Source organism: Mycobacterium colombiense (assembly GCF_003284975.1).
GTDB classification, from domain to species: Bacteria; Actinomycetota; Actinomycetes; order Mycobacteriales; family Mycobacteriaceae; genus Mycobacterium; species Mycobacterium europaeum_A.
This window is the reverse complement of sequence record NZ_QMEU01000006.1, coordinates 79,878-105,542: the sequence shown is the minus strand read 5'-3', so window position 1 is coordinate 105,542 and position 25,665 is coordinate 79,878. Positions and strand designations below refer to the sequence as shown.

General features: G+C 68.0%; 27 protein-coding genes. 9 read left to right on the top strand and 18 right to left on the bottom strand.

The annotated features are described in order from the left end of the window. Positions 1-44 precede the first annotated feature (44 nt). Entirely contained in the window at positions 45-731 is a 687-nt protein-coding gene (locus DQP58_RS04345; RefSeq protein WP_112707266.1) for a DUF427 domain-containing protein, read from the top strand. Here DQP58_RS04345 and DQP58_RS04340 read toward each other — a convergent pair. From DQP58_RS04340 to DQP58_RS04330, 3 genes are read right to left on the bottom strand one after another with little or no spacing between them, the layout of a single operon-like run. Beyond that, positions 715-1,905, bottom strand: coding sequence for an acyl-CoA dehydrogenase family protein (locus DQP58_RS04340; protein ID WP_112707265.1), 1,191 nt, complete (start codon positions 1,903-1,905; stop codon positions 715-717). The two genes, DQP58_RS04345 and DQP58_RS04340, sit on opposite strands and share 17 nt — an antisense overlap. Beyond that, positions 1,905-2,825 (bottom strand): LLM class F420-dependent oxidoreductase, encoded by a 921-nt coding sequence (locus tag DQP58_RS04335; protein WP_112707264.1) that lies wholly within the window; start codon positions 2,823-2,825, stop codon positions 1,905-1,907. Before DQP58_RS04335 ends, DQP58_RS04340 begins: the two co-directional genes overlap by 1 nt. Positions 2,826-2,829: 4 nt before the next feature. After that, positions 2,830-3,720 (bottom strand): acyl-CoA thioesterase, encoded by an 891-nt coding sequence (locus DQP58_RS04330; protein ID WP_112707263.1) that lies wholly within the window; start codon positions 3,718-3,720, stop codon positions 2,830-2,832. 130 nt (positions 3,721-3,850) lie between these two features. On the opposite strand from DQP58_RS04330, the gene DQP58_RS04325 reads away from it, so the two are divergent. From DQP58_RS04325 to DQP58_RS04310, 4 genes are all read left to right on the top strand, one after another. After that, a complete protein-coding gene (locus tag DQP58_RS04325) occupies positions 3,851-4,327 on the top strand; it encodes an SRPBCC family protein (protein WP_112707262.1) in 477 nt (158 codons plus the stop codon). A gap of 73 nt (positions 4,328-4,400) precedes the next feature. Further along, the gene (locus DQP58_RS04320; RefSeq protein WP_112707261.1) at positions 4,401-5,219 is read left to right on the top strand and encodes an SMP-30/gluconolactonase/LRE family protein; all 819 of its coding nucleotides are present in this window, start codon (positions 4,401-4,403) and stop codon (positions 5,217-5,219) included. 15 nt (positions 5,220-5,234) lie between these two features. Then, positions 5,235-6,068 carry a thioesterase family protein gene (locus DQP58_RS04315; protein ID WP_112707260.1) on the top strand — a complete coding sequence of 278 codons (834 nt, stop codon included), beginning with the start codon at positions 5,235-5,237 and terminating at the stop codon, positions 6,066-6,068. Between the two features lie 52 nt (positions 6,069-6,120). After that, positions 6,121-6,666 (top strand): TetR/AcrR family transcriptional regulator, encoded by a 546-nt coding sequence (locus tag DQP58_RS04310; RefSeq protein WP_066882088.1) that lies wholly within the window; start codon positions 6,121-6,123, stop codon positions 6,664-6,666. Here DQP58_RS04310 and DQP58_RS04305 read toward each other — a convergent pair. The 5 genes from DQP58_RS04305 to DQP58_RS04285 all read right to left on the bottom strand — a co-directional run bounded on the left by DQP58_RS04305 (position 6,663) and on the right by DQP58_RS04285 (position 11,918). Next, complete coding sequence (locus tag DQP58_RS04305) at positions 6,663-8,003, bottom strand: FAD-binding oxidoreductase (protein ID WP_112707259.1); 1,341 nt, start codon at positions 8,001-8,003, stop codon at positions 6,663-6,665. The two genes, DQP58_RS04310 and DQP58_RS04305, sit on opposite strands and share 4 nt — an antisense overlap. Positions 8,004-8,223: 220 nt before the next feature. Then, positions 8,224-9,171: an aldo/keto reductase gene (locus DQP58_RS04300; RefSeq protein WP_112707258.1), complete on the bottom strand. Its 948-nt coding sequence runs from the start codon at positions 9,169-9,171 to the stop codon at positions 8,224-8,226. 92 nt (positions 9,172-9,263) lie between these two features. Further along, on the bottom strand, positions 9,264-9,854 hold the full coding sequence (locus DQP58_RS04295; RefSeq protein WP_112707290.1) for a TetR/AcrR family transcriptional regulator: 591 nt from the start codon (positions 9,852-9,854) through the stop codon (positions 9,264-9,266). A 205-nt stretch (positions 9,855-10,059) separates the two neighbouring features. Further along, positions 10,060-10,800: a glucose 1-dehydrogenase gene (locus DQP58_RS04290; RefSeq protein WP_112707257.1), complete on the bottom strand. Its 741-nt coding sequence runs from the start codon at positions 10,798-10,800 to the stop codon at positions 10,060-10,062. Between the two features lie 17 nt (positions 10,801-10,817). Continuing rightward, a complete protein-coding gene (locus DQP58_RS04285; RefSeq protein WP_112707256.1) occupies positions 10,818-11,918 on the bottom strand; it encodes an NAD(P)H-dependent amine dehydrogenase family protein in 1,101 nt (366 codons plus the stop codon). Positions 11,919-12,029: 111 nt separating this feature from the next. On the opposite strand from DQP58_RS04285, the gene DQP58_RS04280 reads away from it, so the two are divergent. Continuing rightward, positions 12,030-12,929 carry an alpha/beta hydrolase gene (locus tag DQP58_RS04280; protein WP_112707255.1) on the top strand — a complete coding sequence of 300 codons (900 nt, stop codon included), beginning with the start codon at positions 12,030-12,032 and terminating at the stop codon, positions 12,927-12,929. Here DQP58_RS04280 and DQP58_RS04275 read toward each other — a convergent pair. Next, positions 12,926-13,561 (bottom strand): TetR/AcrR family transcriptional regulator, encoded by a 636-nt coding sequence (locus tag DQP58_RS04275; protein WP_066868225.1) that lies wholly within the window; start codon positions 13,559-13,561, stop codon positions 12,926-12,928. The two genes, DQP58_RS04280 and DQP58_RS04275, sit on opposite strands and share 4 nt — an antisense overlap. Positions 13,562-13,720: 159 nt before the next feature. Between DQP58_RS04275 and DQP58_RS04270 the strand changes: the two genes are divergently transcribed. After that, a complete protein-coding gene (locus DQP58_RS04270; RefSeq protein ID WP_003874194.1) occupies positions 13,721-13,846 on the top strand; it encodes a hypothetical protein in 126 nt (41 codons plus the stop codon). Positions 13,847-13,876: 30 nt separating this feature from the next. Here DQP58_RS04270 and DQP58_RS04265 read toward each other — a convergent pair whose 3' ends face one another. From DQP58_RS04265 to DQP58_RS04250, 4 genes are all read right to left on the bottom strand, one after another. Then, positions 13,877-15,301 carry an NAD(P)(+) transhydrogenase (Re/Si-specific) subunit beta gene (locus DQP58_RS04265; protein ID WP_112707254.1) on the bottom strand — a complete coding sequence of 475 codons (1,425 nt, stop codon included), beginning with the start codon at positions 15,299-15,301 and terminating at the stop codon, positions 13,877-13,879. Further along, positions 15,298-15,624: an NAD(P) transhydrogenase subunit alpha gene (locus tag DQP58_RS04260; RefSeq protein ID WP_112707253.1), complete on the bottom strand. Its 327-nt coding sequence runs from the start codon at positions 15,622-15,624 to the stop codon at positions 15,298-15,300. The genes DQP58_RS04265 and DQP58_RS04260 overlap by 4 nt, the downstream gene beginning before the upstream one ends. Then, positions 15,625-16,767 (bottom strand): Re/Si-specific NAD(P)(+) transhydrogenase subunit alpha, encoded by a 1,143-nt coding sequence (locus tag DQP58_RS04255; RefSeq protein WP_112707252.1) that lies wholly within the window; start codon positions 16,765-16,767, stop codon positions 15,625-15,627. A gap of 226 nt (positions 16,768-16,993) precedes the next feature. Then, on the bottom strand, positions 16,994-17,455 hold the full coding sequence (locus DQP58_RS04250; protein WP_112707251.1) for a DUF1348 family protein: 462 nt from the start codon (positions 17,453-17,455) through the stop codon (positions 16,994-16,996). Positions 17,456-17,569: 114 nt separating this feature from the next. Here DQP58_RS04250 and DQP58_RS04245 point away from each other — a divergent pair, with 114 nt between their 5' ends. Together DQP58_RS04245 and DQP58_RS04240 are read left to right on the top strand one after the other, a co-directional pair. After that, entirely contained in the window at positions 17,570-18,787 is a 1,218-nt protein-coding gene (locus DQP58_RS04245) for an acyl-CoA dehydrogenase family protein (protein ID WP_112707289.1), read from the top strand. Then, positions 18,784-19,608 carry a tyrosine-protein phosphatase gene (locus DQP58_RS04240; RefSeq protein ID WP_112707250.1) on the top strand — a complete coding sequence of 275 codons (825 nt, stop codon included), beginning with the start codon at positions 18,784-18,786 and terminating at the stop codon, positions 19,606-19,608. The genes DQP58_RS04245 and DQP58_RS04240 overlap by 4 nt, the downstream gene beginning before the upstream one ends. A 27-nt stretch (positions 19,609-19,635) precedes the next feature. Here DQP58_RS04240 and DQP58_RS04235 read toward each other — a convergent pair whose 3' ends face one another. From DQP58_RS04235 to DQP58_RS04215, 5 genes are all read right to left on the bottom strand, one after another. Continuing rightward, positions 19,636-20,499 (bottom strand): SDR family oxidoreductase, encoded by an 864-nt coding sequence (locus DQP58_RS04235; protein ID WP_112707249.1) that lies wholly within the window; start codon positions 20,497-20,499, stop codon positions 19,636-19,638. 57 nt (positions 20,500-20,556) lie between these two features. Beyond that, positions 20,557-21,990, bottom strand: a complete 1,434-nt coding sequence (locus tag DQP58_RS04230) for an aldehyde dehydrogenase family protein (protein WP_165827792.1) — start codon at positions 21,988-21,990, stop codon at positions 20,557-20,559. Positions 21,991-22,096: 106 nt separating this feature from the next. Further along, positions 22,097-23,662: an LCP family protein gene (locus DQP58_RS04225; protein WP_112707247.1), complete on the bottom strand. Its 1,566-nt coding sequence runs from the start codon at positions 23,660-23,662 to the stop codon at positions 22,097-22,099. A gap of 89 nt (positions 23,663-23,751) precedes the next feature. Continuing rightward, positions 23,752-24,693: a class I SAM-dependent methyltransferase gene (locus DQP58_RS04220; RefSeq protein WP_112707246.1), complete on the bottom strand. Its 942-nt coding sequence runs from the start codon at positions 24,691-24,693 to the stop codon at positions 23,752-23,754. A gap of 27 nt (positions 24,694-24,720) precedes the next feature. Beyond that, positions 24,721-25,662: a class I SAM-dependent methyltransferase gene (locus DQP58_RS04215; RefSeq protein WP_112707245.1), complete on the bottom strand. Its 942-nt coding sequence runs from the start codon at positions 25,660-25,662 to the stop codon at positions 24,721-24,723. Between the last annotated feature and the right edge of the window lie 3 nt (positions 25,663-25,665).

The following is a 25,665-nucleotide window of genomic DNA, read 5'->3' as shown; positions in this document are numbered from 1 at the left end:
AGTGCCACGCTAGCGCGACGTTCGATGGACTTAGGCTGGCACGCATGAGTCTGGTGGCCGGGCGGGGTCCGCTCAGCAGCGATCCCGCGGGACGCTTCTCACCCGCGATCCCCGACGAGGTCGTCTACGTCGAACCGCACCCCCGGCGGGTGCAGGCCGTCAAGGACGGGCGGGTGGTGATCGACACCGAGCGGGCGCTGATGGTGCACCGCCGGGGCCGGCCGCTGAGCTACGCCTTCGCCGCCGACGAGGTGGGCGACCTGCCGAGCGAGCCCGAACCGGAAGCGCCGGGTTTCGTCCAGGTGCCCTGGGGCGCGGTCGACACCTGGCTGGAAGAGGGGCGCAGGCTCGTGCACTACCCGCCCAATCCCTATCACCGCGTCGATTGCCGTCCGACCAGGCGGCGCCTGCGCGTCCGCGCCGAGGGCGCGACGCTGGTGGACACCGACGACACGGTGATCGTGTTCGAGACCGCGCTCGCCCCGCGGCTCTACGTCGATCCGGCTCACGTGCGCACCGATCTGCTGCGGCGCTCCGAGACCGAGAGTTACTGCAATTACAAGGGTTTCGCGACGTACTGGTCGTTCGCCTCGGGTGACCATGTCGTGGCCGACGTCGCGTGGAGTTATCCCGGGCCGCCGCCGGAAAGCCTGCCCATCAAGGGGTTTCTGAGTTTCGACGAGACCCGCGTCAAGGTGACGGCCGAGCTGCCGGTCAGCGCCCGTAGCTAGGACGCCCGAGCCCCAGTTCGTGCTGGGCGATCATGTTGCGGAACACCTCCATGGTGCCGCCGTAGATGCCGGCCGGCACGGCGTGCCGGAAGATGAACTCGATGGCGCCATTATCGGCGAAGTCCGCCGAACCCGGTGTGTCGGTGGGCAGTGCCGACGCCGTCCCGAGCAGGTCCATCAGTTCCTGGGACACCTCACGCATGGTCTGGATGAGCGCCACCCGCCCATACATTCCGGGGGTGGACATGGCCGCCTCGATGCGGGCCATGCTGCGCCCGAGCCGGTATTTGATCGCGTCGTCGTCGATCGGCCGCCGGCCCGTCGCATCGGGTCTCGACAGGATCGCCGCGACCCCGTCGGCCGCCTCGGCCATCCGGTGGCCGTGCTCCGAAAGCATCGAAATGTTCTGCAGGCCATGGTCTTGGGGATCGGTGATGCCGTGTTCGGCGTCGAGGGCGAACCGCATCACCGTCCAGCCGCCGTTGACCTCACCGATCCGGTACAGGTCGTCGACCCGCACGTCGCTGTAGTACACGATGTTGGTGCGGTCACCGTCCAGCGTGCGGATGCCCTGGATCTCGATGCCTGGCGAATCCAGCGGCACCAGGAACATGGTGAGATTCTTGTGTTTCGGGCCCTGCGGATCGGTGTTGGTGAGCAGGAAGACGTACTTGGCGTTCTGCGCGTTGGAGGTGAACATCTTGGAGCCATTGATGATCCAGCTCGCTCCGTCCGCCTCACGCACGGCCCGGGTCTTGCAGGTGGCGACGTCCGAGCCGCCCTCGGGCTCGGTGTAGCCCAGGCAGAGCCGGATCTCCCCGGATAGCACGCCCGGCAGGATCGCATCGGCGAGTTCGGGCGCGCCGAATTGCTTAACCAACCGGGCGACGACCGCCGTGGTGCCCCAGTGGAACCACGGGGTGTGGGCGCGACCGATCTCGAGGTGGAAGATTCGCCGGCGCACCGGGTCGAATCCCCCTTCGGACTCCTGGTACCAGTCCGAGGTCAGATAACCCGCTTCGCCTAGCGCCAGATGCACCGGTTCACTGAAGTTTTCACCGGTCTCACGATCGCGCCGAAGCACGTCGTCGGTGACGTGTTCGGCCATGAACGCCCGGGTCTCATCGAGGAATTTCTGCTCCTCGGGCGAAAGGTCGACGCGGGAGAAGTCCATCAGGCCGCGTCGATGACCAGGGTGCGGAACCGGTCGAGGGTTTCGAGCGCATGCGTCAGGCTGTCGCCGGGCAGGTGAACGCTGACCCACGTGACGCCCAGCTTCTCCAGCTTCTCCAAGCCGTGCAGGTAGGCGTCGGCGTTGAAGTCGTCGTCGGTGATGCTGCCGCCCTCGAAGTTGGTGAACGTGATGTCGATCGACGACCAATCCCGCTGCGCGGCATCGCATCTGCGCCGCAGGTCGTCGATGCCGTCGGCGAGCTTCGACACCGAGTCGATGACGGCCGTGCCGGCCGTCTGGGCCAGCTGCGGCGGCGCCGGGAACGGGCACCACCCGTCGCCGTACTGGGCCACCCGCTGCCGCGACGACGACGTGTTGCCCCCGATCCAGATCGGCGGGTGCGGATCGCTGACCGGGCGGGGATGTGCGGTGATGCCGCGTGCACTGAAGTGCTTGCCCTCAAAGGAGATATCGTCGCCGGTCCAAATGGCCCGGATCACCTGCAGCGATTCCTCGAACAGCTCGGCGCGCTCGTCGTAGCTGACCCCCAGCGCCGCGAACTCGCGCTTGAGGTAACCCACGCCCACCGCGAGGGTGAACCGCCCGCCCGAGAGCAGGTCCAGGGTGGCGCCGGACTTGGCCACCACGAACGGGTTTCGGTACGGCAGCACCACGATGTTGGGGATCAGCCGCAGCGTGGACGTCGTCGCCGCCGCGAAACCCAAGGCGACAAAGGGATCCAACGCATCGTGTCCGCCGGCCTCCAGCCAGCGCTGCGAGGGCGCCGGATGGTCGGTGAAGCCGAAGCCGTGGATTCCGGCCGCCTCGGTCGCGGCGGCCACCTTGCCGATCCCGTCCCCGCTCACCAGCTCCGGGTTGTACGGATGACTGTGCATCGGGTGGGTGATGGTGAATCGCATGGCCTTAGAACCGCGCGCGGGAGTCGATCGCCGTGTCGCTGGTGCGCAGCGGGCGGATCAGCGCCTCCTGGGCGAAGGATGCCAGCAACTCGCCCTCTTCGGAGTGCACGGTCCCGCGCACGTACGACATGCCCGCGCCGACCTGGGTGCTCTCGTGGGTGTAGAGCAGCCACCCGGTCCAGTCCACCGGTTCGTGGAAGGCGACCGAGATGCTCATCGGCGCGGTCGACACGGTCAGGTGCGCCTGCGCGGTGCCGATGCCGTCGTGCGCCCGCATGGTGGTGGAGATCCCGAGATGGCCGGTGAAGTACGCGAGCAGCGCCTTGGCCAACTCGTCGCGGGTGGGGATCGGGTCGTAGTGCAGCCACGCGTACAGCTCCGGCGGGCCGACCTCGTCGGGGCTGTTGACGTCGACGACGTCCACGAGGCGTAGTTCGCGACCGACCATCGGCATCGGCGAGGGGTTCGCGTCCGCCGGGCCGGTGACGTCGGGGCGCGGCAGGTGGTGACGGATGACGTCGTCGGTGGGGACGTCGGCCAGCACCGTGATGCTCAGGCAGCGCCGGCCGTTCTGGTGCACGGCGACCACCGCGGTGGCGGTGGAGCGGCCCTCGGCCACGACGTCGAGCACCAGTTCGATGGGCGGGCCGACGGTGATCGCGCGCGAGAAGACGGCGTGCGCCGAGCGCACCGACTTGTCGGGGAAGCGTTTGGCCACCGCGACGATCGCCTGCGCGAGCACCTGGGTGCCCTCCACCACCTGGCGTTCGTCGCCCGCCGCGATGCCGGTCTCGCCGGTGAACTTGTCCTGCCCGTCTTCCTGGACGTCGAACAGGTCCAGCAGACCCTGCACGGTCCATTCGGTCTGCGCGGATTCCTCAGACGCCTTCGTCAATCCCGTTCACCTCTCGCGCTCGCAGCTCAGCGCTCAGCGTGACACTTTCAGTAGGATTTGTAAAGCTTGGCTAACAAGACGGCGGCCGCCGCACCGGCGAGACGGCCGAAAGCCTAGGGAGGCAACGCAATTGGGTATCGTGACCACCACCTCGGAGACGGCGTTCACCCAGTCCGCCGAAACGGTGTACGACTTCGTCACCAACCCGCAGAACTGGACCAAGACCTACCCCGGCAGCGCGCACATCGCCAACATGCCGCAGCTCCCGCTCAAGGTCGGTGACACCTGGGAGGAGGCCGGCCCCGACGGCGACCGGGTCTTCACCTGGCAGCTGGCCGCCGCGGTGCGCCCGACGCGGTTCGTGTTCACCTCACTCGGCCGGCTGGGCCATGACCGCGACGGCAACGGCGGCATGGAGGGGCGCATCACGGTCTCCTACCACTTCACCAGGCCGGGGCAGGACGTCACGCTGTTCTCCCGCACCATGACGATCGAGGCGTACAAGCACGCCCCGCTGCCCGATCAGCTCTTCATGCAGGCCAATCCCGCCAAGATCGACGCGTATCACGAGGCCGTGGCCCGCGAGCTCGCCCGATCGGCAGATTGACACCGGTGCCCGCGGTGCATGACACTTTTTCGGTGTTTTGTAAAGCAGAGCGGGTTGCGCCAGGCGGGGACCGATGATCCCCGAGCCGCTGGCCAACGGTTTCTGCTTCGGTGAGGGCCCGCGGTGGTTCGAGGGCCTGCTGTGGTTCTCGGACATGCTGGGCGAGGCGGTGCACACCGCGACCATGGGCGGATCACTGACCACGCTGCCGCTGCCCGGGCATTCGCCGTCGGGCCTGGGGTTTCGGCCCGACGGGTCGCTGCTGATCGCGTCCACCGAGGACCGACAGGTGCTGCGCTATGACGGCGAAACCGTGGTCACCATCGCCGATCTCGCGGACGTGGCCCCGGCCAACCTCGGCGACATGGTCATCGACGACGCGGGCCGCGCCTACATCGGCTGCCAGGCGTTGCACGGCGGCGTCATCATCCGGCTCGACCCCGACGACAGCGCCACCGTCGTCGCCGACGACCTCGACTTCCCCAACGGGATGGCGATCACCCCGGACCGCGGGACGCTGATCGTCGCCGAGTCGACCGGCCGGCGGCTCTCCGCGTTCTCCATCGGCGCCGACGGCGGACTGTCCGACCGACGAGTTTTCGCCGACGGCCTGGACGGGCCGCCCGACGGCATCGCGCTGGACGCCGAGGGTGGGGTGTGGGCGTCGATGACGCTGGCCCACCAGTTCGAGCGGATCATGGCCGGCGGCGACGTGACCGACCGAATCGACATGGGCGAGCGGGTCGCCATCGCCTGCGCGCTGGGCGGTCCGCAGCGCCGCACGCTGTTTTTGTTGTCGAGCACGGAGGCCTATCCTCAGCGCCTGGCCGGCACGCGGCTTTCCCGGCTGGACGCGGTCACGGTGACCACCCCCGGCGCCGGCCTGCCCTGACCCGAGAGGTTGACGATGACCGACGCCTATTACGAGCTGATCGACCCGGCCGGCGATGTCGACGCAGCATTGGGCGAGAGGTTCCGGGCGACCGATCTGGCGCGCGGCACCTGGTCGGCGGCGATCCAGCACGGTGGTCCGGTGTCCGCGCTGCTGGTCCGGGCGCTGGAGCGGTGCGAGCAGCGCGACGACACTCGGCTGTCCCGCGTGGTCATCGACTTGTTGGGCGGGGTCCCGGCCGAGGGCGATCTGTGGGTGCGCGCCGACGTGCAGCGCCCCGGCAAGCAGATCGAACTGCTCAGCGCCGAGATGCTGGCCCCCGGTCCCGACGGCGCCCCGCGGCCGGTGGCGCGCGCCAGCGGGTGGCGGTTGCAGCACCAGGACACCGAACCGATCGCGCACGCCGCGGCACCACTGCCCCGGCCCCGGGCCGAGGCCTTCAACCGCAATCTGAAGGCGCGGGACTGGGACCGCAATTACGTGCACAGCCTGGAGTGGCTGTGGCTGACCGAGCCGCTGAGCGAAGGCCCCGGCGAGTCCTGGATCAACCCGACGGTCGATTTGGTCAACGGCGAGTCGATGACGCAGCTGGAACGGCTGTTCGCGGTGGCCGACTGCGCCAACGGCATCGGCAGCAAGCTCGACATCACCAAGTGGACGTTCCTCAACACCGATCTCGCCGTGCATGTGTTTCGTGTTCCCGACGGCGACTGGATCGGCATTCGGGCGGAGACCAGCTACGGGCCGGACGGCATCGGGACGACCATCGGCACGTTGTTCGACGAGCAGGGCGCGGTCGGCGCCATCCAGCAGTCGGTGCTGGTGCGCCGGCGCCCGCCTCGGGCCTAACGTGGGAGCGAATTATCATGACACCTCGGCGACACTGCGAAAAGTGTGAATCATGAGCCAGCCGGCCCGGGCGACGACGATCGCCGACACCGACACCTCCACCCGTCAGCGGATCCTGGCGGCCACCGCCGAGGTGCTCGGCCGTAACGGCAAGACCAAGCTGAGTTTGTCCGACGTCGCCACCCAGGCCGGGGTGTCCCGCCCGACTCTGTACCGCTGGTTCGCCTCCAAAGAGGAGCTGCTGTCGGCGTTTTCGGCCTACGAGCGCCAGATCTTCGAGAGCGGATTGGTGAAGGCCACCGCGGGACTGAAGGGCGTGGACAAGCTCGACGCCGTGCTGCGGTTCATCGTCGAATACCAGCATTCCTACTCCGGGGTGCGGATGGTCGACGTCGAGCCCGAGCACACCATCGCCCAGTTCTCCTGGGTGATCCCGCAGATGCGCGAGGGCCTGCAGCGCCACCTGCCCGGACCCAACGCGGCGGTGAAGGCGGCGACGGTGATCCGGATCGCGATCTCGCACTACATCGTGCGCAGCGACGACGCGGATCAGTTTTTGGCTCAGCTGCGCCACGCGGTGGGCATCAAGGGCAGCTAGTCGAATAGCACCGCAGCGTTGAGATAACCCGTCGGGTCCAGTGCGGCCTTGACCGTCCGCATCGCCGCGATGTCGACGGCCTCGCGCGACATCCCCAGATACGGCCTTTTGCGGCTGCCGACGCCGTGTTCGGAGCTGACGTTGCCGCCGGATCGCGCGATGAGGTCCATCATCGGCTCGTACAGCGCCTGCTCGCGGTCGGCCGGGCAGCGCAACACGTTCAGGTGCAGGTTGCCCTCGCCGATGTGGCCGAACAGCACCGGCAGCGCGTCGGGAGCATGCGTGTGCACCAATTCGATTGCTTGGCTTTCGAATTCGCTAATCGCCGACAGCGGCAGCGAGACGTCGAATTTTAGCGGCGGCCCGTACACGCCGAGCACCTCGGCCAGCGATTCGCGGACCTGCCATAACCGTTGCTGCGCAACGAGATCCACCCCGACCGCGGGTTCGCCAGAAATCGGCACGTCGTCGAGCAGCTCGGCCAGTCGCTCGGTCTGGTCGTGATCGGCGGCCAGTTCGACCAGCAGCAGCCAGTCGCCGGCGACCGGTGAACCGACGCCGCGATGCTCGGCGGTCAGCGCCGCGGCGCGGCCGTCGATCAGTTCCAGGGCCGCGATGCCGTCCACGTCGCGAAACACCCGGCCCGCCGCCACCAGCGCGTCGAGGTCGGCGAACCCGCAGATCGCCGTCACCCGGTGCGACGGGGTGGTGTGCAGCCGCAGGTCCAGCTCGGTGATCACGCCCAGCGTGCCCTCGGCGCCCACGAACAGCGCCGGCAGGTCGTAGCCGGTGTTGTCGCGGCGGACCCGGCTGTGTCGGCGCAGCAACGTGCCGTCGGGCAAGGCCACCTGCACGCCGACCACCTGCTCGCCCATGTTGCCGTAGCGCACGGTGCGCAGGCCGCCGGCGTTCGTCGATGCCATGCCGCCCACGGTCGCGGTGTCCCGGGCGGCCAGGTCCACCCCAAACACCAAACCGGCTGCGGCGGCGGCCCGTTGCACCGCGGCCAGCGTGGCCCCGGCGCCGACCTCGATGCGGCGTTCGACGGTGTCGACGTCAGCGACGGCGTGCAGCCGCTCGGTGGACAGCAACACGTCGTCGTGCTCGGGAACGGTGCCGGCCACCAACGAGGTCCGGCCGCCCTGCACCGTCACATGCGCGCCCGCGTCGCGGCACACCCGCAGCACCTCGGCGACCTGCTCGGCCGTGCCGGGCCGCACCAGCGCGCTCGCCTTGCCGCGGTAGCGGCCGGTGTGGTCGACGCTGCGCGCCGCCAGCACGTCGAGATCGGTGACGACGTGATTCGATCCGACCAGGCTCGCCAGGCTGCGCAGCATGCTCGCGGTTATAGCACCGCGCACGCATCAACCTCACACCGGCCGCGTGTTGTCTCCGGTTCATCCCGGCGGGGCGGCACCGCCCGGAAACACCCTTCGAAATGGCCGTTCTCGACTCCCACAGTCAGCATGAAGGAGTTGGCGACGACGAGGCCGACATGCCGAAAACCCGGCCCGGCGTTTCGAAATAGGTCAGCGCCATCGCCTTCACCGCTCGACCCTATCCACTACCTTGGGGCACCTCGGCGAATCCCGGTTGCCCTGCGTCGACAACGGAATTGAACCGGTGCCGAGTTTGCAGGCGCTCATTGATGTCCTCGATCGCGCTCTCGGGAAGTGCGGTGACGTCGAAGTTCTCGCGAATGCGTGCCGGCGTCACGGATGCCGTGAGAACCGCGCTTTCCCGCTGAATTCCCCAGGCCAGTAGCACCTGCGCGGGAGTCTTGCCGAGCTGCCGAGCGATGGACACGATGAGAGGGTCGTCGAGAAGCCGCGGTTCCAGCGCGTGCCCCAGCGAGGCGAACGCCGACAGGATGATTCCGTCCGTGTCACGCAATCGGTGCAGTTCCCACTGCGGGTGGTAGGGGTGCGACTCGACCTGGACGACCGCGGGCTTGATGCGGGCGGTCTCGACGATCCTTCGGACGCCTTCGACATCGATGTCGGATAGCCCGATTGCGGTCGTAAGGCCCTCGCCCACAAGGGCTTCCATCGCGGCCCACGTCTCCTCCAGGGTGACGCCGTCGTCGTAGATGACGGCGCCGTGGATGTCGCGGGGGTCTTGGTCATCGCCAGGCTGAAACGCGAACGGGGTGTGCACCAGATACAGGTCCACCGTGTCCAGCCCGAGCCTGCCAAGGCTCGCCTGCAGCGCGGGCTTCACCCGTTCGGGTCGGTGGTTGTTGTTCCACAGCTTGGTGGTCACGAACACCTCGTCGCGGCGGACCGTCCCGTCGGCGAAAAGCTCCTTGAGCGCCGCGCCCACCTCGGCTTCGTTGCGGTAACGCTCCGCGGCGTCGAGGTGGCGGAACCCGACCTCGACGGCGGCCTTGACGGCCTCGCGCGTCCTGCCGTTATCGGAAAGCGAAGTCCCGAACCCGAGCGCCGGAATCTGCCCGCCGTTGTTCAGGACGATTCTGCGTTGACTGAGATTCTCGTTCGATGTCATGGCGGTCCGGCCTCCTCGCGGTACCTAATTTATAACTGACCAGTCGTCTATTTAACGGCCGCAGGCGGCGCCGCTATTCCCGGTCTTACCCATCAGTCCAGGAGCGCCGGGACCGTGACCGCTTCGAAGCGATCGTAGGGGCCGCGACTGCGGGTCACCTTGCCGCGTAAGGCCGCCCCTTCCCACGCCTCGATCAGTTGGGCTGCCAGTTGCTCGGCATCAAGGTCCGCGCGAATCTCTCCCGATCCACGCTGGCCGGACCGCACACATTCCGCGATGGCCGTGTCCCAGCGGTCGAGAATGCGGACGAGCTCGGCACGGACCTGGTCGCTGGATCCCCCGAGCTCGAGCGAGAGGTTGCCGACCAGGCAGCCGAGCAGGAAGTTGCCGGTTTCGTGTTCGTCGGCGAGCGCATGGAAGAAGCGGGTGATTCGCTCCCGCGCCGGCCCGTCCGCCCCAAGGATGGGCACCAGCCGCGCTTCGATATCGGCCCAGTAATGCTCCAGGATGGCCGCCGCGAACGCCTCTTTGCTGGGGAAGTACGCGTAGAACGACCCCTTCGGCACGCCGGCCGCGTCGGTGATGTCTTTGACGCCACTGGCCGCGAACCCACGCGCGTGCACCAGGTCGAGTCCTGCCCCCAGCATGCGGCTGCGTACCTCGGGATTCGCGGGTCGCGGCATGACATCCATAGTAGTCGACCGGTCATCTATATACCGTCCGCCGTGGACCGTCGTCTGGGGATATGGACAATTGCCCGCCTCCGAGCGACACCTGGTCGCGCGCGGTAGCGACCGGGAATGACCGACCTCAGCCCGTTGTCGCTCGGAGGCGGGCAACAGCAACACTCCCTCCGGGAGGGAGACAGCGCGTCTACAGCGCGGCGCCCTAGAACTCCTTGTGATTCACGTCGGTGACCAGGCCACCGTCCATCACGTACTCGCTGCCGGTGGAGTAGGACGACTCGTCGCTGGCGAGGAAGAGCACAAAGGTCGCGACCTCCCGGACCTCGCCCGGGCGCCCCAGCGGAATGGTCACCATGTCCTCGGGCAGGTGGGCGGTCATCGGGGTGCGGATGAACCCCGGGTGTATCGAGTTGACCCGGATGTTGTGCGGCGCCAGCTCCAGGGCGGCCGACTTGGCCAGGCCGCGCACGCCCCACTTGGACGCTACGTAGGGGTGCACCATGGGCGCGCCGCGCAGGCCCTCGATGGAGGACACGTTGATGATCGAGCCGCCGCCGGCTGCGATCATCGGCTCGACCGCGGCCCGCATGCCCAAGAACGTCCCGGTCAGGTTGACGTCAATCACCTTCTGCCACTTGGCCAGATCGAAGCCCTTCAGCGGGCCGAGCGCCACGGTGCCGGCGTTGTTGACCAGGACGTTGAGCTTGCCGAACTCGCCGACCGCGGTGGCGACGGCGGCGTCCCACTGGTCGGGCTGGGTGACGTCGAGGTGCACGTAGCGCGCGGAATCGCCGATCTCGTCGGCCAGCGCCTTGCCCTGGTCGTCGAGGATGTCGCCGATCACGACCTTGGCGCCCTCCTCGACCAGCAGCCGCGCGTCTTCGGCTCCCATGCCGCCGGCGCCACCGCTGATCAGCGCTACCTTGCCGTCTACCCGACCCACGCGGGTCTCCTTTCGATTTAGGTGGTCACCAAAGTGCTTGGTGCGTAAAGGCTTTTGCCCGTTACCAGCGGCAAATCAAGTGTGGTCCGGATGCCCGGCGGCGCGGCGATCACCACCGGGATGGCGTTGACGACGCGGCCCGCGGCGCCCGCGATCGCCGCGTGGTTGTGGTCGCCCTTGCGGCTGCTGGGGACGATGTCGACCGCATACGACGGCTCGCCGGTGATCTCGACGCGGTAGGAGCCGTCACCGGAGGCGGGCTGGGGCAGGTCGGGACGCAGGTCGGGCCGCAGCCGGGTGACGTGCTCGATGACGATGGCCGGATGATCCTTGACCATGCCGCGAATCTCGAACTGCAGCACCGCCACGGTGCCCTTGGCCACGTGGCCGATCGCGATGTCGAAATCCTCGGGCGCGGGCTCGCGCTGGTAGGACTCGGTGATCTCGTCGACCTCGATGCCCAGGCCGGCCGCCAGCTGACGGATCGCGGTGCCCCACGCGATGCTCAGGATGCCCGGCTGCAGCAGCATCGGGATCTCGTCCATGGGCTTGGCGAACCCCATGTAGTCCATGACCTCGGTCCCGTTGTACGACGCGTAGTCGTGGATCTCCATGCAGCGCACCTGCTCGATGCGCTGACACGTGCCGGCGAGCGCGAACGGGATCAGGTCGTTGGCGAATCCGGGATCGACGCCGCTGATGAAGATGCTCGAATTGCCTTGCTGGGCGGCGTCTTCCACGCGGGCGATGTATTTGTCGGGCATCACGCCCCACGGGTGCTGCAGCAACCCCGGCGACGACCCGACGACGTTGATGCCGGCGGCCAGGATGCGCATCACGTCGGCCATCGCCTCGGGTAGCCGGGTGTCGCCCATCGCGCAGTAGACGACGCAGTCGGGCTTGGCGGCGATGATGGCGTCCAGGTCATTGACGGCGGCGACGCCCGTGACCACATCGGTGTCCAGGCCGACGCCGCATAACTCACCGGCGTCCTTGCCTACCTTCTCGGGCGTCGAGACGCACACCCCGGTCAGTTCGAACTGTGGGTTGGTGATGAGTTCGGCGAGGGCCAGCCCTCCGACATTTCCGGTGCCGACGTGCGCGACGCGGATCGCCATGACAGTCTCCGTCCCTAAAACCCTGGACAACTTTTCTAGACAGTAGTCCATAAAATTTGGGGAGCATACCGGTGGGACTGGCCGCGGCCCGCGGGGCAGAATCAATCGCTGATGACACAACGCGAAGACCTTCAATTCACCTCCGGCGACGACCTGATCAGCGCCTGGCTCTACCGGCCGGCCGGCGACGGGCCGGTGCCGCTGCTGGTGATGGCGCACGGCCTGGGCGCGGTGCGCAGCATGCGGCTGGACGTTTACGCCGAGCGGTTCAGCGCTGCGGGCTACGCCTGCCTGGTGTTCGACTACCGCAACTTCGGCGACAGCGGGGGCCAGCCGCGTCAGGTCCTCGACGTCGGCATGCAGCTCGCCGACTGGGCGGCGGCCGTCGCCTACGCCCGCACCCTGCCCGGCATCGATCCCGACCGGATAGCATTGTGGGGCACCAGTTTTGCCGGCGGCCACGTGATCGCCACGGCGGCCCGACTGCCGGGCATCGCCGCCGCCGTCGCCCAATGCCCTTTCACCGACGGCCTCGCGTCCGCCCGCACCATCACCAACCCGCTGGTCGCCGCGCGCATCACGGCCCGCGTGGTGCGCGACCTGCTGGCCCGCCGGCGCGGCCGCCCGCCGGTGATGGTCCCGGCGGCCGGTAGGCCGGGCGAGGTCGCGTTGATGAACACCCCCGACGCGTACCCGGGCTACCTGCGGCTGGTGCCCGACGGGGTCGAATTGCGCAACGAGGTGGCCGCGCGAATCGCGTTGCAGGTCTTCGGCTATCGGCCTGGTCGCGAGACACCCAAGATCGAGTGCCCGATCCTGTTCTGCGTGTGCGAAGCGGATTCGGTGGCCCCCGCGAAGGCTACGCTGCGCCACGCAGCCAGGGCGCCCCGCGGCGAGATCAAGCTATATCCCGAGGGACATTTCGAGATCTACGTCGACGACGCCTTCGAGCGGGTGGTCGCAGACCAGCTCGCGTTCCTCGACAAGCACCTGAAAGGCGCGCCGGCCTAGGGTCCGAGCGGGGACGTCGTGCGGATGGCTTCGTCGCGGATCAACCCGCGCAGCAGCGCGGTGCTGAACTCGGCGGCGATCTCCTTGGCCGACCGCCGCCCGCTCGGGCGAAGCCAGCGGTAGGCGCCAAGGGTCATGCCGATGTAGCCCAGCGCCAGCACGTGCGAGTCACACGGGTAGAACTCACCGTTGGCGATGCCGCGGTCGATCAGGCCGTGCACGTGGTGATAGACCTGCGCTTCCTTCTCCCGAACCTCGGCGACCTGCTCACTGGTGAACCATTCGGTGATGTAGGGCTGCTCCTGGAAGTAGACCGCGGCCCGTTCCGGATCGCTGGCGATGCCGGTGAGCAACCGGACGGTGTACTGGTAGAGGGCCTCGCGCGCGGTCCAGGACGGGTCGTCGTGCACGGCGGCCAGCGTGCCCTCGGCGGCCTGGCGGTAGATGTCGAACAGGATCAGCGATTTGCTGGCGTAGTAGTGGTAGACCGTCGCCTTGTTCAGCCCGATCACGTCGGCCACATCGTCCATCCGGGTGCCGTGATAGCCGCGCGCAGCAAACAGCTTGGTGGCAACCGCCAGCAGCTCTTCGCGGCGGGTCAGCCCATTCGGGGTGATGCTGTCGGTGGGCATCTGCTCTCACTATCGTTGGTATGGCCAGGCCAGAGCCGGTTCGGCCCAGAATAGCTATCAACTAACTGGTTGGACAGTTTAAGCAAAACGCCGGGTGTCCCGTGCAGGCGTATGCGACTAGACTCCTCATCGAACGCGATGAGTCGAGAGGTGGGGCCGATGGATCCGAGTCCGGATTACGACGGAAGCGACGAGATCGAGTTCTTCATGCGGTACCTGACCTGGGGCTTGCGTGGGGTCACCGACGGAAACGGCTACCCGCCGCCGGCGTATCCGCCTGTCTAACCGCCCAGCGCACGGGCGCTTTTCCTGCCGTTACAGCGCTTTGAGTTCCTCGGCGACCTCGGTCACCGATTTCTTCGCGTCGCCGAACAGCATGCTGGTGCCCTCGCCGTAGAACAGCGGGTTGTCGATCCCCGCGAAACCGGAGTTCATCGACCGCTTGAGCACAATCACCGACTTGGCCTTGTCCACGTTGAGGATCGGCATGCCGTAGATCGGGCTGGAGGCGTCGTTGCGGGCCGCCGGGTTGGTGACGTCGTTGGCGCCGATGACGATCGCGACGTCGGTGCGGGCAAACTCGTCGTTGATGTCGTCCATGTCCTTCATGGCGTCGTAGTCCACCTCGGCCTCGGCCAGCAACACGTTCATGTGGCCCGGCATCCGGCCGGCGACCGGATGGATGGCGTACTTGACCTCCACGCCCTTGGCCTCCAGCAGCGCCGCCATGTCCTTGACCGCGTGCTGGGCCTGGGCGACCGCGAGGCCGTAACCCGGCACCACGATCACCTGGTTGGCGTAGGCCATCTGGATCGCCGCGTCGGCGGCCGAGGTGGCCTTGACGGTCTTGTCGCCGCCGTCGCCGCCGCTCGGCGCGACCCCGCCACCGCCGAAGCCGCCGGCCACGATCGCCGGGATCGAGCGGTTCATGGCCTTGGCCATCAGGTTGGTCAGAATCGAACCGGACGCGCCGACGATCATGCCCGCGACGATCATCGCGGTGTTGTTCAGCGCCAGCCCCGCTGCAGCCGCCGAAAGCCCGGTCATCGCGTTCAGCAGCGAGATCACCACCGGCATGTCAGCGCCGCCGATGGGCAGCACCACCATCAGCCCCAGCACGCCCGCGGCGGCGAGCAGCCCGATCATCCACCACAGTGATGCTCCGCCGGTGCTCGGATGCGCGTGCAGACCGATGACGACGGCCGCGCCCACCGCCCCGGCCAGCAGCAGCAGGTTGATCGGCTGCTGCGCCTTGCCGAAGCCGATCGGCGATCCGGAGATGATCTCCTGCAGCTTGCCGAACGCGATGATCGATCCCCAGAACGAGATCGATCCGATGATCGCGGCGAACAGCGAGGCCACCACGATGTGCACGGTCGGCGACTCGCCGTGCTGGAAGGCCGAAAAACCTTGCGTCTCAATGAATTCCGAGAGCGCGATAAGCGCCACCGTGCCGCCACCGACGCCGTTGAAGAACGCCACCAGCTGCGGCATGGCGGTCATCTTGGTGTAGCGGGCGGGCGGGACGCCGAGCACGACGCCCACCACCAAACCGGCGATGATCAGCACCCATTGGTCGGTGTGGCGGATCTTGATCAGCGTCGCCGCCACCGCCAGCGCCATTCCCACCGCGGCGATCAGGTTGCCGCGCACCGCCGTCTTGGGTCCGGTCAGGCCCATCAGGCCGTAGATGAAGAGGGCGAACGAGATGATGTAGAGGCCGATAACCAGGTAGTTCATTTGGCGGCCGGCTCCTCGATTTTGGCAGGGACCTTCTTCTTGCCCTTGAACATGCCCAGCATCCGGTCGGTGACGATGAACCCGCCGATGACGTTCAGGGTTCCGAACACCACCGCGACGAACAGGATGATCTGCACCGCCAGCGAGGGGTGCTCGACCGAGCCGAACACCACCAGCGCGCCCAGCACCACGATGCCGTGGATGGCGTTGGTGCCCGACATCAGCGGCGTGTGCAACGTGTTGGGCACCTTGGAAATGACGGCGAACCCGACGAATCCGGACAGCACCAGGATCGCCAAATTGGCCAATAGCTCGTCGTACATCTAGGAAACCTCTCCGCTGGTCTGGCGCCGCTCCTCCGCATCGCTGCGCTCTGCATCGTCGCCGGCGCGGGTCACGCAGGAGTCCGCGACGACCTCGTCGTCGAAGTCGGGGGCCAGCTTGCCGTCGGTGAGCAGCAAGTCCAGCAGTGCGGTGATGTTCTTGCTGTAGAGCTCGCTGGCGTGTTCGGGCATGGTGGCCGGCAGGTTCAGCGGCGACGCGATGGTGACGTCGTGCTTGACGACGGTCTTCCCGGGCTCGGTGAGCTCGCAGTTGCCGCCGGTCTCTCCGGCCAGGTCCACCACCACGCTGCCGGGCTTCATGGCCTCCACCGCCGCCGCGGTGACCAGCCGTGGCGCCGGGCGTCCCGGGACCAGCGCCGTGGTGATGACGACGTCGAACCCGCTGATCGCCTTCTCCAGGGCCTTCTGCTGCTGGGCGCGCTCCTCGTCGGTGAGCTCACGGGCGTAGCCGCCCTCGCCGGCCGCGTCGATCCCGATGTCAAGCCACTGCGCACCCACCGAGCGCACCTGGTCGGCGACCTCGGGCCGGACGTCGTAGCCGGTGGTGCGGGCGCCCAGCCGTTTGGCCGTCGCGAGCGCCTGCAGCCCGGCCACCCCGACGCCGAGCACCAGCACGGTGGCCGGCTTCACCGTGCCGGCCGCCGTCGTCAGCATCGGGAAGAACCGGGTGGACTCCGAGGCCGCCAGCAGCACCGCCTTGTAACCCGCCACGTTGCCCTGCGATGACAGCGCGTCCATCGCCTGGGCCCGCGAGATCCGCGGGATGGCCTCGAGCGCGAACGCCTGCACGCCCGCCTGCTTCAGCGCGCCGATCGAGTTCTCGGCGTTGCGCGGCGCGAGGAAACCGATCAGGGTCTGACCGCTGTGCAACTTGGCCACCTCGGCCTGCGTCGGCGGCGCGACCTTGACCACCACATCGGCGGCCCACGCGTCCCCGATGCTGGCCCCGGCCTCGGTGTAGAGCGCGTCAGGCAGCAACGCCCGCTCCCCCGCGCCGGATTCGACCACCACCGCCACGCCGCTGTTTACCAGCGACGCCACCGCCTTCGGCACCAGCGCGACCCGCCGCTCGTCGGCGCCGGATTCGGCGACCACTCCTACCGTCGTCTGCGCATTTGTCATGGCGCGTACATCTACTTTCCGTACTTTCCCGTACTGTCCCTGCCGATGGGCGTGGCGCCGGCTCGGCCGCGCGCTTCGCTACCTTAACCAGGTTTCACCATGGACGCGTCAACGCCCACCGCGGGATACCCGGCCGCGGGCGATCGACGCTCCGGTCGATGGTTCGCCGCCGCCGCGCGCCGCAGTAGCGCCCGTACCGTTGTGAGGTCACAAGCGGCCGTTGTTGCTACCAAAGCGGGATGTCGTGGCCGTGTTCGGACTCCGGTCGGGGCCCGAAGTAGCGCCGCTGCGATTGCTCGATCGGCACGTCGTTGATGCTGGCTTCGCGCCGCGCCATCAGTCCGGACTCGGTGAACTCCCACAGCTCGTTGCCGTAGCTGCGATACCAGTGGCCGGACGCGTCGCGGCACTCGTACTGGAACCGCACCGCGATGCGGTTGTCGTGGAAGTCCCAAAGGCTTTTGCGCAGCGCATAATCCAGTTCGCGCTGCCACTTGCGGGTCAGAAACGCCACGATCTCGTCGCGGCCCACGACGTGTTCGTCGCGATTGCGCCACTGCGAATCGACCGTGTAGGCCAGGCTGACGCGGTGGGGATCGCGGGTGTTCCAGGCGTCCTCGGCCGCCTGCACTTTCTGGATCGCGGTCTCCCGGGTGAACGGCGGGAACGGGGGGCGGGCGTCACTCATTCCTTTATCGTGCCGCCCCGCCGGCGCGCTTTCACCCCGGTGTAAGCACCGCGCTGACGACCGGAAACCCGGCGACTCGACACGTGTCCTATCGTGACGGGCATGGACTTCGCGATGTCGGCCAAAGCCAGCGACTACCACAAGCGACTGTCCGACTTCATGACCGAGTACGTCTTTCCGGCCGAGGCCGAATACGACAAATACCGCGAAGAAGCCGGCCCACACGACCACACGGTCCCGCCCGTCATCGAGGAGCTCAAGGTCAAGGCCAAGGAACGCGGCCTGTGGAACCTGTTCCTGCCGGCCGAATCGGGGTTGACCAACCTCGAGTACGCCCCGCTGGCCGAGCTCACCGGCTGGAGCCTGGAGCTCGCGCCCGAGGCGGTCAACTGCGCGGCGCCCGACACCGGGAACATGGAGACCCTGCACCTGTTCGCCACCGAAGAGCAGCGCAGGCAGTGGCTGGAGCCGTTGTTGGCCGGCGAGATCCGCAGCGCGTTCTCGATGACCGAGCCGGCGGTCGCCAGCAGCGACGCCCGCAACATCGAGACCTCGATCGTGCGCGACGGCGCCGACTACGTCATCAACGGCCGTAAATGGTGGACCTCGGGCGCGGCCGACCCGCGCTGCAAGATCCTGATCGTGATGGGACGCACCAATCCCGACGCCGCCAGCCACCAGCAACAGTCGATGGTGCTGGTGCCGATGGACACCCCGGGCGTGACGGTGGTGCGCTCCACGTCGGTGTTCGGCTGGCAAGACCAGCACGGGCACTGCGAGATCATCTACGACAACGTGCGGGTGCCAACCACCAATCTGCTCGGCGAGGAGGGTGGCGGCTTCGCAATCGCCCAGGCCCGGCTGGGCCCGGGCCGCATCCACCACTGCATGCGCGCGCTCGGCGGGGCCGAACGTGCGCTGGCGCTGATGGTGCACCGCGCGAACAACCGCATCGCCTTCGGCCGGCCGCTGGCCGACCAGGGTCTGGTGCAGCAGGCGATTGCCCAGTCCCGCAACGAGATCGACCAGGCCCGGCTGCTGTGCGAAAAAGCGGCGTGGACCATCGACCAGCACGGCAATAAGGCCGCCCACCTGCTGGTCTCGCAGATCAAGGCGGTGGCACCACGGGTGGCGTGCGACGTCATCGACCGCGCCATCCAGGTGCACGGCGCCGCCGGCGTCAGCGACGACACGGTGCTGGCCCGCCTGTACGGCTGGCACCGCGCCATGCGGATCTTCGACGGACCCGACGAGGTGCACATGCGGACCATCGCGCGCACCGAGATCGGCCGCGAACAGTCGGCCTTCGCCGCGGCGGTCACCGGAGGATGACCGAGGCGCTGCGAGAACTGTCCGGGGCGTGGAACTTTCGCGACGTCGCCGACGGCGCGAGCGCGCTTCGGCCCGGGCGGCTGTTCCGGTCCGGTGAGCTGAGCCGGCTCGACGACGCCGGACGCGCAACGCTGCTCGAGCTGGGCATCACCGATGTCGCCGACCTGCGCGCAAACCAGGAAGTCGCCCGGCGCGGCCCAGGGCTGGTTCCCGACGGCGTCGAGATCCATCGCCTGCCCCTTCCCGACCTCGGCGACGATGCACCGACCGACAACGAGGCCCCGCACGAGCACGCGTTCCGTCGGCTGTTCGAAGGCGACCCGAACCAATCCGACGAGGCCGTCAACGAGGCCGCCGTTCGTCACATGATCGACGAATACCGGCAGTTCCCGACCCGCAACGGAGCGCAACGCGCTGTGCGGCAAGTCTTTTCGCTGCTGGGTGCGGGTCGCCCGGTGCTCACGCACTGCTTCGCGGGCAAAGACCGCACCGGTTTCGTGATCGCGACGGTGCTGGAAGTGCTCGGCGTCGACCGCGACACCATCATCGCCGACTACCTGCGCAGCAACGCCGCGGTCCCTCAACTCCGGGACCACATCTCCGAGATGATCAAGCAGCGCTCCGACGTCGAGCTCACCCCGGAAGTCATGACGTTCACCGAGGCGCGGCTGTCCGACGGAGTCCTCGGCGTACGTCCGGAATACCTGGACGCCGCGCGCCAAGCGATCGACGACGAATTCGGGTCGCTGGACGCCTATTTACGCGACGCGGGTGTCAGCGAGGCGGACGTGGAACGCCTGCGCGGCGAGCTGCTCGCCTGACTCGCTGACCACCCGGTCGCGGCTGGCTCAGCCCAGCTTGAAGTCCGCCTGCTTCGCGGCGGACAGGTCGGTGATCTCGCCCCACTGCGAGGCGATGTCCTCCACCGTCGGCGGCTTGTCGTAGTTGACGCCCGCGTTCTGGAACAGCGCGACGCGCTGCACCTTGCCGCCCCCGACCACGAAAACCGAAGCGCTGTTGGGGTTTTCCTCGGTGCACAGGTAGGCCACCACGGGTGCGACGTATTCGGGGGTCAGCTTCTCGAGCACCTCCTTGGGCAGGATGTCCTCGGTCATCCGGGTGGCGGCGATCGGGGCGACCGCGTTGGCGTGGATGTTGTATTTCGCACCCTCCAGCGCCAGGCTGTTGATCAGGCCGACGAGGCCGAGTTTGGCCGCGCCGTAGTTGGTTTGGCCGAAGTTACCGAACAGCCCGCTGGTAGAGGTGGCGACGACGACGCGGCCGTAGCTCTGCTCACGGAAGTGCGGCCAGGCGGCGCGGATGACGTTGTAGCCACCGTAGAGGTGCACCTTGAGCACGGCGTCCCAGTTCTCGAAGGACATCTTGTGGAAGGTGCCGTCGCGCAGGATGCCGGCGTTGCTGACCACGCCGTGCACGGCGCCGAATTCGTCGAGCGCGGTTTTGATGATGTTCTCGGCGCCCTCGGATTCGGCGACGCTGTCGTAGTTGGCGACCGCCCGCCCGCCGGCGTCCTTGATCTCCTTGACCACCTCGTCGGCCATGTTGTGGCCGGCGCCGGTGCCGTCACGCGAACCGCCGAGGTCGTTGACGACGACGCTGGCGCCCTCCTTGGCGAGGGTCAGGGCGTACTCGCGGCCCAGGCCTCCACCGGCTCCGGTGACGACGATGACGCGATCCTGCACTCCGGGCATACGTTTCCTCTCTGCTGTGAAAAACTCAGTCTTGCAACGGTTTCGGTGAAGCCAGGGTCAGAACATCCGGCGGGCCATCTTGAAGGCCCGCTCGGTGTACGGAGGGTAGATGAAGCTCGACAGGTCGGGCCGAGTGGGTTTGGTCAACACCGACTTGCGGTGGCTGAACTCCTCGAAGCCATAGCGGCCGTGGTAGGCCCCCATCCCCGAAGCGCCGACGCCACCAAATGGCAGCTTGGCCGTCGACACCTGGAAGGCGACGTGGTTGACCAGCATGCCGCCGGCCGGCACCTCCTTGATCACCCGCTCGCGCGTCTCGCGCCGCTTGGTGAACAGGTAGGCCGACAGCGGCTTGGGCCTGGAGTTCACGAATCGTATTGCCTCGTCCAGGTTTTGGACGGTGACCACCGGCAGGACGGGACCGAAGATCTCGTTTTGCATCAGCGGCCCGTTCGGGTCGGGGTCCACCACGACGGCGGGCTGGATGCGCAGGTTCGACGCGTCGCAGGCCCCGCCGACGGTGACCTTGCCGTCTCCGCTGGACAGGTAACCGCTGATCCGGTCGAATTGGCGCTGGTTGACCACCCGCATGCCGCCCGGCTTGTCCGAGGTGAATTTGGTGATGGCGGCACCGATCTTGTCGACCAGTTCATCGCGAATCGTGGCGTCCGCCAGGACGTAATCGGGTGCCACACAGGTCTGTCCGGCGTTGAGCAGTTTCATCCAGGCGATCCGCTTGGCCGCCACCTCCACGTCGGCGTCGGCGGCGACGATGACCGGGCTCTTGCCGCCAAGCTCCAGGGTGCAGGGCGTCAGGTGTGGCGCCGCGCCCTCGTAGACCTTGCGGCCGATCTCGGTGCCGCCGGTGAACAACACTCGGCCCAAGCCTTGGGCGATGAGCTCCTGGCTCGTCGCACCGTCACCCTCGACCACCGCGATGGCGTCCTTGTCGAGATACTTCGGCACCAGCTCGGCCATCAGGTGCGCGGACGCGGCCGCGATCTCGGACGGCTTGAGGATGACGGCGTTTCCGGCGGCGATCGCTCCGACGGCCGGACCCAGGGTCAGATAGAACGGGTAGTTCCAGGCGCCGATGATCAACACGGTGCCGTAGGGCTCGTACTCGATCCAACCGCGGCCGGGAAGTTGCGGCACCTCCAGCAGCTGGTACTTGCGGCGCGTCCACCTCCGCACCTTCTTGGCCGCGTACTTGGCTTCGCCGGCGGTGGTGGCGATGTCGGCGATGTAGGCCTCGAAGGGGCTGCGGTCCAGGTCCTCGGCGAGCGCGGCGGCGATCGCGGCCTCGTTCTCCTCCATCAGCTTCGCCAGTTGCAGCAGCTGCCGCTTGCGCCATTCGACGTCGCGGGTACGTCCGGTGGCGAAGGTCTGACGAAGGCGGGCAACCGTGGCGGGAACGTCGGCCGCAGCCGCCCCGTTGGTGGAGTCCTTGGCGAGCGATGTCTGCGATGCAACCGATTCGGTGGTCATCATTGTCCTTCCCGAGCAGAGTCCCGCTGCAGGGCGGCCGCTCATCGGTGATAACCGCGATACTAACCATCCGGTTGGGAGAGCAATAGGAAGGATCCGGCCAACCCGGTTACTTGACGCAGGGCACCTTCGCCGCGGTCATCTGGCTGAGGTCGGTCGGCGCCGGGGCGCGGTCGCCGGTGCCGGTGGCGGCGACGGCATCCACCTGCCCCGACCCGGACGGGTCGGTCCCGCCGTCGGGGTGGGCGAGGTAGTCCGCCGCGGGAAATCCCGTCCCCACCGTCAGCCGCACGGTGCCCGCGGCCACCGCGCCGTTGGCCGCCGCGGGCACGTGCAGCTGGTCGGCCAGGAGCTGCGCGCCCCGGTCCGCCCCGGGGCCGTATTCGATGACGCTGTCGTCGGCCGGGTCCGCCGCGGTCGTGGCGCTGCCGCGGGTGAAGCCGCGGGCCGCGAAGGCCTCCTCGATGGCGGCCGCGAGTCCGTCCCGTGCGGCCCCGTTGACGACGTCGAGGATCACGGGTTCGGTCAGTACCGGTGCCGGCTGGGTGGCCGGTGACGCGGCCTCGAGCGCGGCCGGTGTGTCGGACATGAAGCGCTCGTTGACGATGCGCCGGATCGTCGGAAGGTCGACCTGGTTGATGTCGGACCCGTTGGCGTCCTTGCCGAAGCCGGAGATGGGCAGGGTGTACAGCGACAGCGGCCGCTCGCTCAATTGCGAGGCCCGCGAGGCCAATTCCATGATGTCGAGCCCGTCGTCGACGGCGACGTTGTCGCGGGCGACCTGCAGCAGCTTGCGCAGGCCGCTGACACTGGACAGCGCACCGCCGCTGCGAGCCGCCTGGACCAACGACACCAGGAACGCCTGCTGCCGTCGCGTCCGGTCGAAATCGGTGAAGGAGCCGTCGTTTTCGTCGCGGCGTTGCCGCACGAAGGCCATCGCGTCCGCGGCGTCGATGCGCTGCACCCCCTGATGGAAGTCGGCACCCGAATAGCTGTCCCGCGTATCGGCGTTGAGGCACACCGTGATCGGCTCGACGGCCTTGGCGATTTGAAAGAACGCGCCCAGCGTGATCTCGACGAAGTGGTCGACGGAGATCCCCAGAAAGTCGTTGACAGCGCTGATTTCGGCCTTGCGCCCAGCCTCGCGGGCGGTCTGCTCGCGTGCCGCCAGGTTGGTGGCGCCCGCCCCACCCGATTTCCCGGCCGCCTGCGAATTCAGCGACTGCTGATAGGCCAGCCCGTAGGCCTGCTTGATCTTGCCGGCGCAGACCGACCCCGGGCAGCCCGGTAGCTCCGCGTAGTCGTCACGCGGAATCGAGATCGCGGTGACGGGCCCGTCGCCGTCCGATAGATGCACGACGATAAGGACATTGGCGTTGTAACCACCGGAGCTTTCGTCACCGGCGTGCAGCGCGTCGTAGATCTCCTGGGGCAGCGGCTGACCGTTCTGATCCAACCTGCTGTCCAAGCCCATCAGCAAGATGTTCTGGTTGCCGTCCAGCGTCGTCGCCGCATTGGGCAGCGCGTGGGAGATGATGATCCTGCCAAGCGCGGTGTGGTAGCCCGTCCAGCCCATACCGGTGATCGCCATGACCGCGGCCGAGGCGACGGCGGCGACCATCCGGCCCTTCCGCAGCGCCCAACGGTGCGATCGCCCCGATCCGCCACTGGCCATAATGAGTGACCATTGTCCCCGATGACCAGGCGAATTCCCGGTAACCGCAGCCGCGAGCCAACGGACGGTCGACGAGCCGGTGCGCGCCGCTACAGGCGCTCGGCGATCACGAAGTCGGAGAAGGCGTCCCGGTCTTCGTCGATCTCGGAGCTCTGCACCCCACGATTCAGGCGGTGCATCTCGTCGATCGAGTTCTGTGCCGTGGCGCGCCAGCCGTGCTCGTTGAGCCAGTCGGCGAGGTTGGCGCGGTGCTCGTCGCGGTACATCAGTTCGCCGACGTCGACGGTCTCCTCGAGGCCGAGCTGGTCGGCCACCTTTTTGAACCGTTCGCGCATCTGCTGGCGCCGCTCCTCGGCGTGCATGGGTGCCGTCTCGGCGGAGACCCGACTGCCCGCCGGACTCAGCTCGCCGATCTGCGTGAACAGTTTGTCCTGGGCCTCCGCGGGCAGGTACATCAGCAAGCCCTCCGCCAGCCAGGCGGTGGGCCGGTCGGGGTCGAAGCCAGCGGCGCGCAGCGCGGTCGGCCAGTCCTCGCGCAGGTCGATCGCCACCTCGCGGCGGTCGGCGGACGGCGTGGCGCCACTTTCGGCCAGCGTCGTGGTCTTGTAGTCCAGCACCTGGGGCTGGTCGATCTCGTAGACGGTGGTGCCGGCCGGCCAGTCGAGGCGGTACGCCCGCGAATCCAGACCCGACGCGAGGATCACCACCTGTCGGATCCCGGCGGCGACGGCGTCGGCGAAGTACTCGTCGAAGAAGTGGGTCCGCACCGCCTGGTAGCCGCGCATGTGCTGGATCCGGGCGGCGGATTCTTCGTCGATGGCTTCGATCTTGGCCACGACCTCCGGGTCGAGCATGGCCTCCCAGAGCACCTCGGCGCCGGCGTTGTTGACGAGCAGCCGGGCGTAGGGGTCGCGGATCAGCGCGTCGGGCTGCTCGGTCTCGATGGCCCGCGCCGCGGCGACCATCACCGCGGTGGTGCCGACGCTGCTCTTGATGTCCCAGGTGTCGTCGTGCGTGCGCAGTGAACTCATGGCGTTGCTCCTTGGATCGATCCTCGGTCAGGCGGTGGGCGCGCCGAGACGCGCCCGCAACAGGGTGCTGCGGACCGCCTCGTCGGTCAGGTCGTCGGGCACCGGACGCCCCAGCCGGGCCATCTCGTCGCGGTTGCTCACGCTGCGTACCTGCCAGCCGTGCTCGGCCAGCCACGCCGCGGCATCCGAACGGTCCGGCTCGTGGTACGTCAGCGCCTGGACGTTGACGTCCAGACCGAGCCGCTCCCGCATCCGCAGCCAGCGTTGCGAGTTGCTGCGCGAGTTCATGCCGAACATTTCGATCGCGACCTGGCTGCCGGGTGCGCTGAGCGCGGTGAACATCTCGAACAGCCGGTCCTGGGCGTCGCTGGGCAGGTACGGGAGCAGGCCTTCGGCCAGCCACGCGGTGGGCCGGGTGCGGTCGAATCCGGCGGCGGTCAGGGCTGCGGGCCAGTCGTCGCGCAGGTCCACCGCGACGGGGTGCCGGATGGCGGTGGGCACGGCGCCGTGCTGCTGCAGGATGCCCGCCTTGTACTCGAGCACCTGCGGCTGGTCGATCTCGTAGACCACTGTGCCGGTCGGCCAGTCCAGCCGGTAGGCCCGGGAGTCGAGGCCGGCGGCCAAGATCACCACCTGGCGGATGCCTGCGTCGACGGCCTCGGCGAAGTACTCGTCGAAGAAGTGGGTGCGCACGGCTTGGTAGTCGATGCCGCACCGATGCGCGCGCTGGCCGTGCTGATCGCCGTCGAGCCAGCCGAGCTCGGGGTCGGCCAGCCGGGCCCATGCCGGTCCTGCCGACGACACCAGCAGCCGCGCAAACTCGTCGCGGATCAGCGGATCGGGTCCGGCGGTCTCGGCCGCGCGCGACGCGGCGACGCCCAGCGCGGTGGCGCCGACGAGTTCGGTGATGGTCCAGCTGTCGCCGGCAGACCGTACGGAAGGCGGTAGCGAGGCATCCAGGTCAGTCATATC

What these genes read in the sequence shown, in the direction of transcription:
- DQP58_RS04240 (WP_112707250.1), top strand. Translation starts at nt 18,784, where the DNA reads ATGACCGAGGCGCTGCGAGAACTGTCCGGGGCGTGGAACTTTCGCGAC.
- DQP58_RS04230 (WP_165827792.1), bottom strand. Translation starts at nt 21,990, where the DNA reads ATGATGACCACCGAATCGGTTGCATCGCAGACATCGCTCGCCAAGGAC.
- DQP58_RS04250 (WP_112707251.1), bottom strand. Translation starts at nt 17,455, where the DNA reads ATGAGTGACGCCCGCCCCCCGTTCCCGCCGTTCACCCGGGAGACCGCG.
- DQP58_RS04315 (WP_112707260.1), top strand. Translation starts at nt 5,235, where the DNA reads ATGACCGACGCCTATTACGAGCTGATCGACCCGGCCGGCGATGTCGAC.
- DQP58_RS04310 (WP_066882088.1), top strand. Translation starts at nt 6,121, where the DNA reads ATGAGCCAGCCGGCCCGGGCGACGACGATCGCCGACACCGACACCTCC.
- DQP58_RS04265 (WP_112707254.1), bottom strand. Translation starts at nt 15,301, where the DNA reads ATGAACTACCTGGTTATCGGCCTCTACATCATCTCGTTCGCCCTCTTC.
- DQP58_RS04280 (WP_112707255.1), top strand. Translation starts at nt 12,030, where the DNA reads ATGACACAACGCGAAGACCTTCAATTCACCTCCGGCGACGACCTGATC.
- DQP58_RS04345 (WP_112707266.1), top strand. Translation starts at nt 45, where the DNA reads ATGAGTCTGGTGGCCGGGCGGGGTCCGCTCAGCAGCGATCCCGCGGGA.
- DQP58_RS04275 (WP_066868225.1), bottom strand. Translation starts at nt 13,561, where the DNA reads ATGCCCACCGACAGCATCACCCCGAATGGGCTGACCCGCCGCGAAGAG.
- DQP58_RS04335 (WP_112707264.1), bottom strand. Translation starts at nt 2,825, where the DNA reads ATGCGATTCACCATCACCCACCCGATGCACAGTCATCCGTACAACCCG.
- DQP58_RS04340 (WP_112707265.1), bottom strand. Translation starts at nt 1,905, where the DNA reads ATGGACTTCTCCCGCGTCGACCTTTCGCCCGAGGAGCAGAAATTCCTC.
- DQP58_RS04285 (WP_112707256.1), bottom strand. Translation starts at nt 11,918, where the DNA reads ATGGCGATCCGCGTCGCGCACGTCGGCACCGGAAATGTCGGAGGGCTG.
- DQP58_RS04320 (WP_112707261.1), top strand. Translation starts at nt 4,401, where the DNA reads ATGATCCCCGAGCCGCTGGCCAACGGTTTCTGCTTCGGTGAGGGCCCG.
- DQP58_RS04300 (WP_112707258.1), bottom strand. Translation starts at nt 9,171, where the DNA reads ATGACATCGAACGAGAATCTCAGTCAACGCAGAATCGTCCTGAACAAC.
- DQP58_RS04305 (WP_112707259.1), bottom strand. Translation starts at nt 8,003, where the DNA reads ATGCTGCGCAGCCTGGCGAGCCTGGTCGGATCGAATCACGTCGTCACC.
- DQP58_RS04260 (WP_112707253.1), bottom strand. Translation starts at nt 15,624, where the DNA reads ATGTACGACGAGCTATTGGCCAATTTGGCGATCCTGGTGCTGTCCGGA.
- DQP58_RS04245 (WP_112707289.1), top strand. Translation starts at nt 17,570, where the DNA reads ATGTCGGCCAAAGCCAGCGACTACCACAAGCGACTGTCCGACTTCATG.
- DQP58_RS04235 (WP_112707249.1), bottom strand. Translation starts at nt 20,499, where the DNA reads ATGCCCGGAGTGCAGGATCGCGTCATCGTCGTCACCGGAGCCGGTGGA.
- DQP58_RS04220 (WP_112707246.1), bottom strand. Translation starts at nt 24,693, where the DNA reads ATGAGTTCACTGCGCACGCACGACGACACCTGGGACATCAAGAGCAGC.
- DQP58_RS04255 (WP_112707252.1), bottom strand. Translation starts at nt 16,767, where the DNA reads ATGACAAATGCGCAGACGACGGTAGGAGTGGTCGCCGAATCCGGCGCC.
- DQP58_RS04225 (WP_112707247.1), bottom strand. Translation starts at nt 23,662, where the DNA reads ATGGCCAGTGGCGGATCGGGGCGATCGCACCGTTGGGCGCTGCGGAAG.
- DQP58_RS04215 (WP_112707245.1), bottom strand. Translation starts at nt 25,662, where the DNA reads ATGACTGACCTGGATGCCTCGCTACCGCCTTCCGTACGGTCTGCCGGC.
- DQP58_RS04295 (WP_112707290.1), bottom strand. Translation starts at nt 9,854, where the DNA reads ATGCCGCGACCCGCGAATCCCGAGGTACGCAGCCGCATGCTGGGGGCA.
- DQP58_RS04270 (WP_003874194.1), top strand. Translation starts at nt 13,721, where the DNA reads ATGGATCCGAGTCCGGATTACGACGGAAGCGACGAGATCGAGTTCTTC.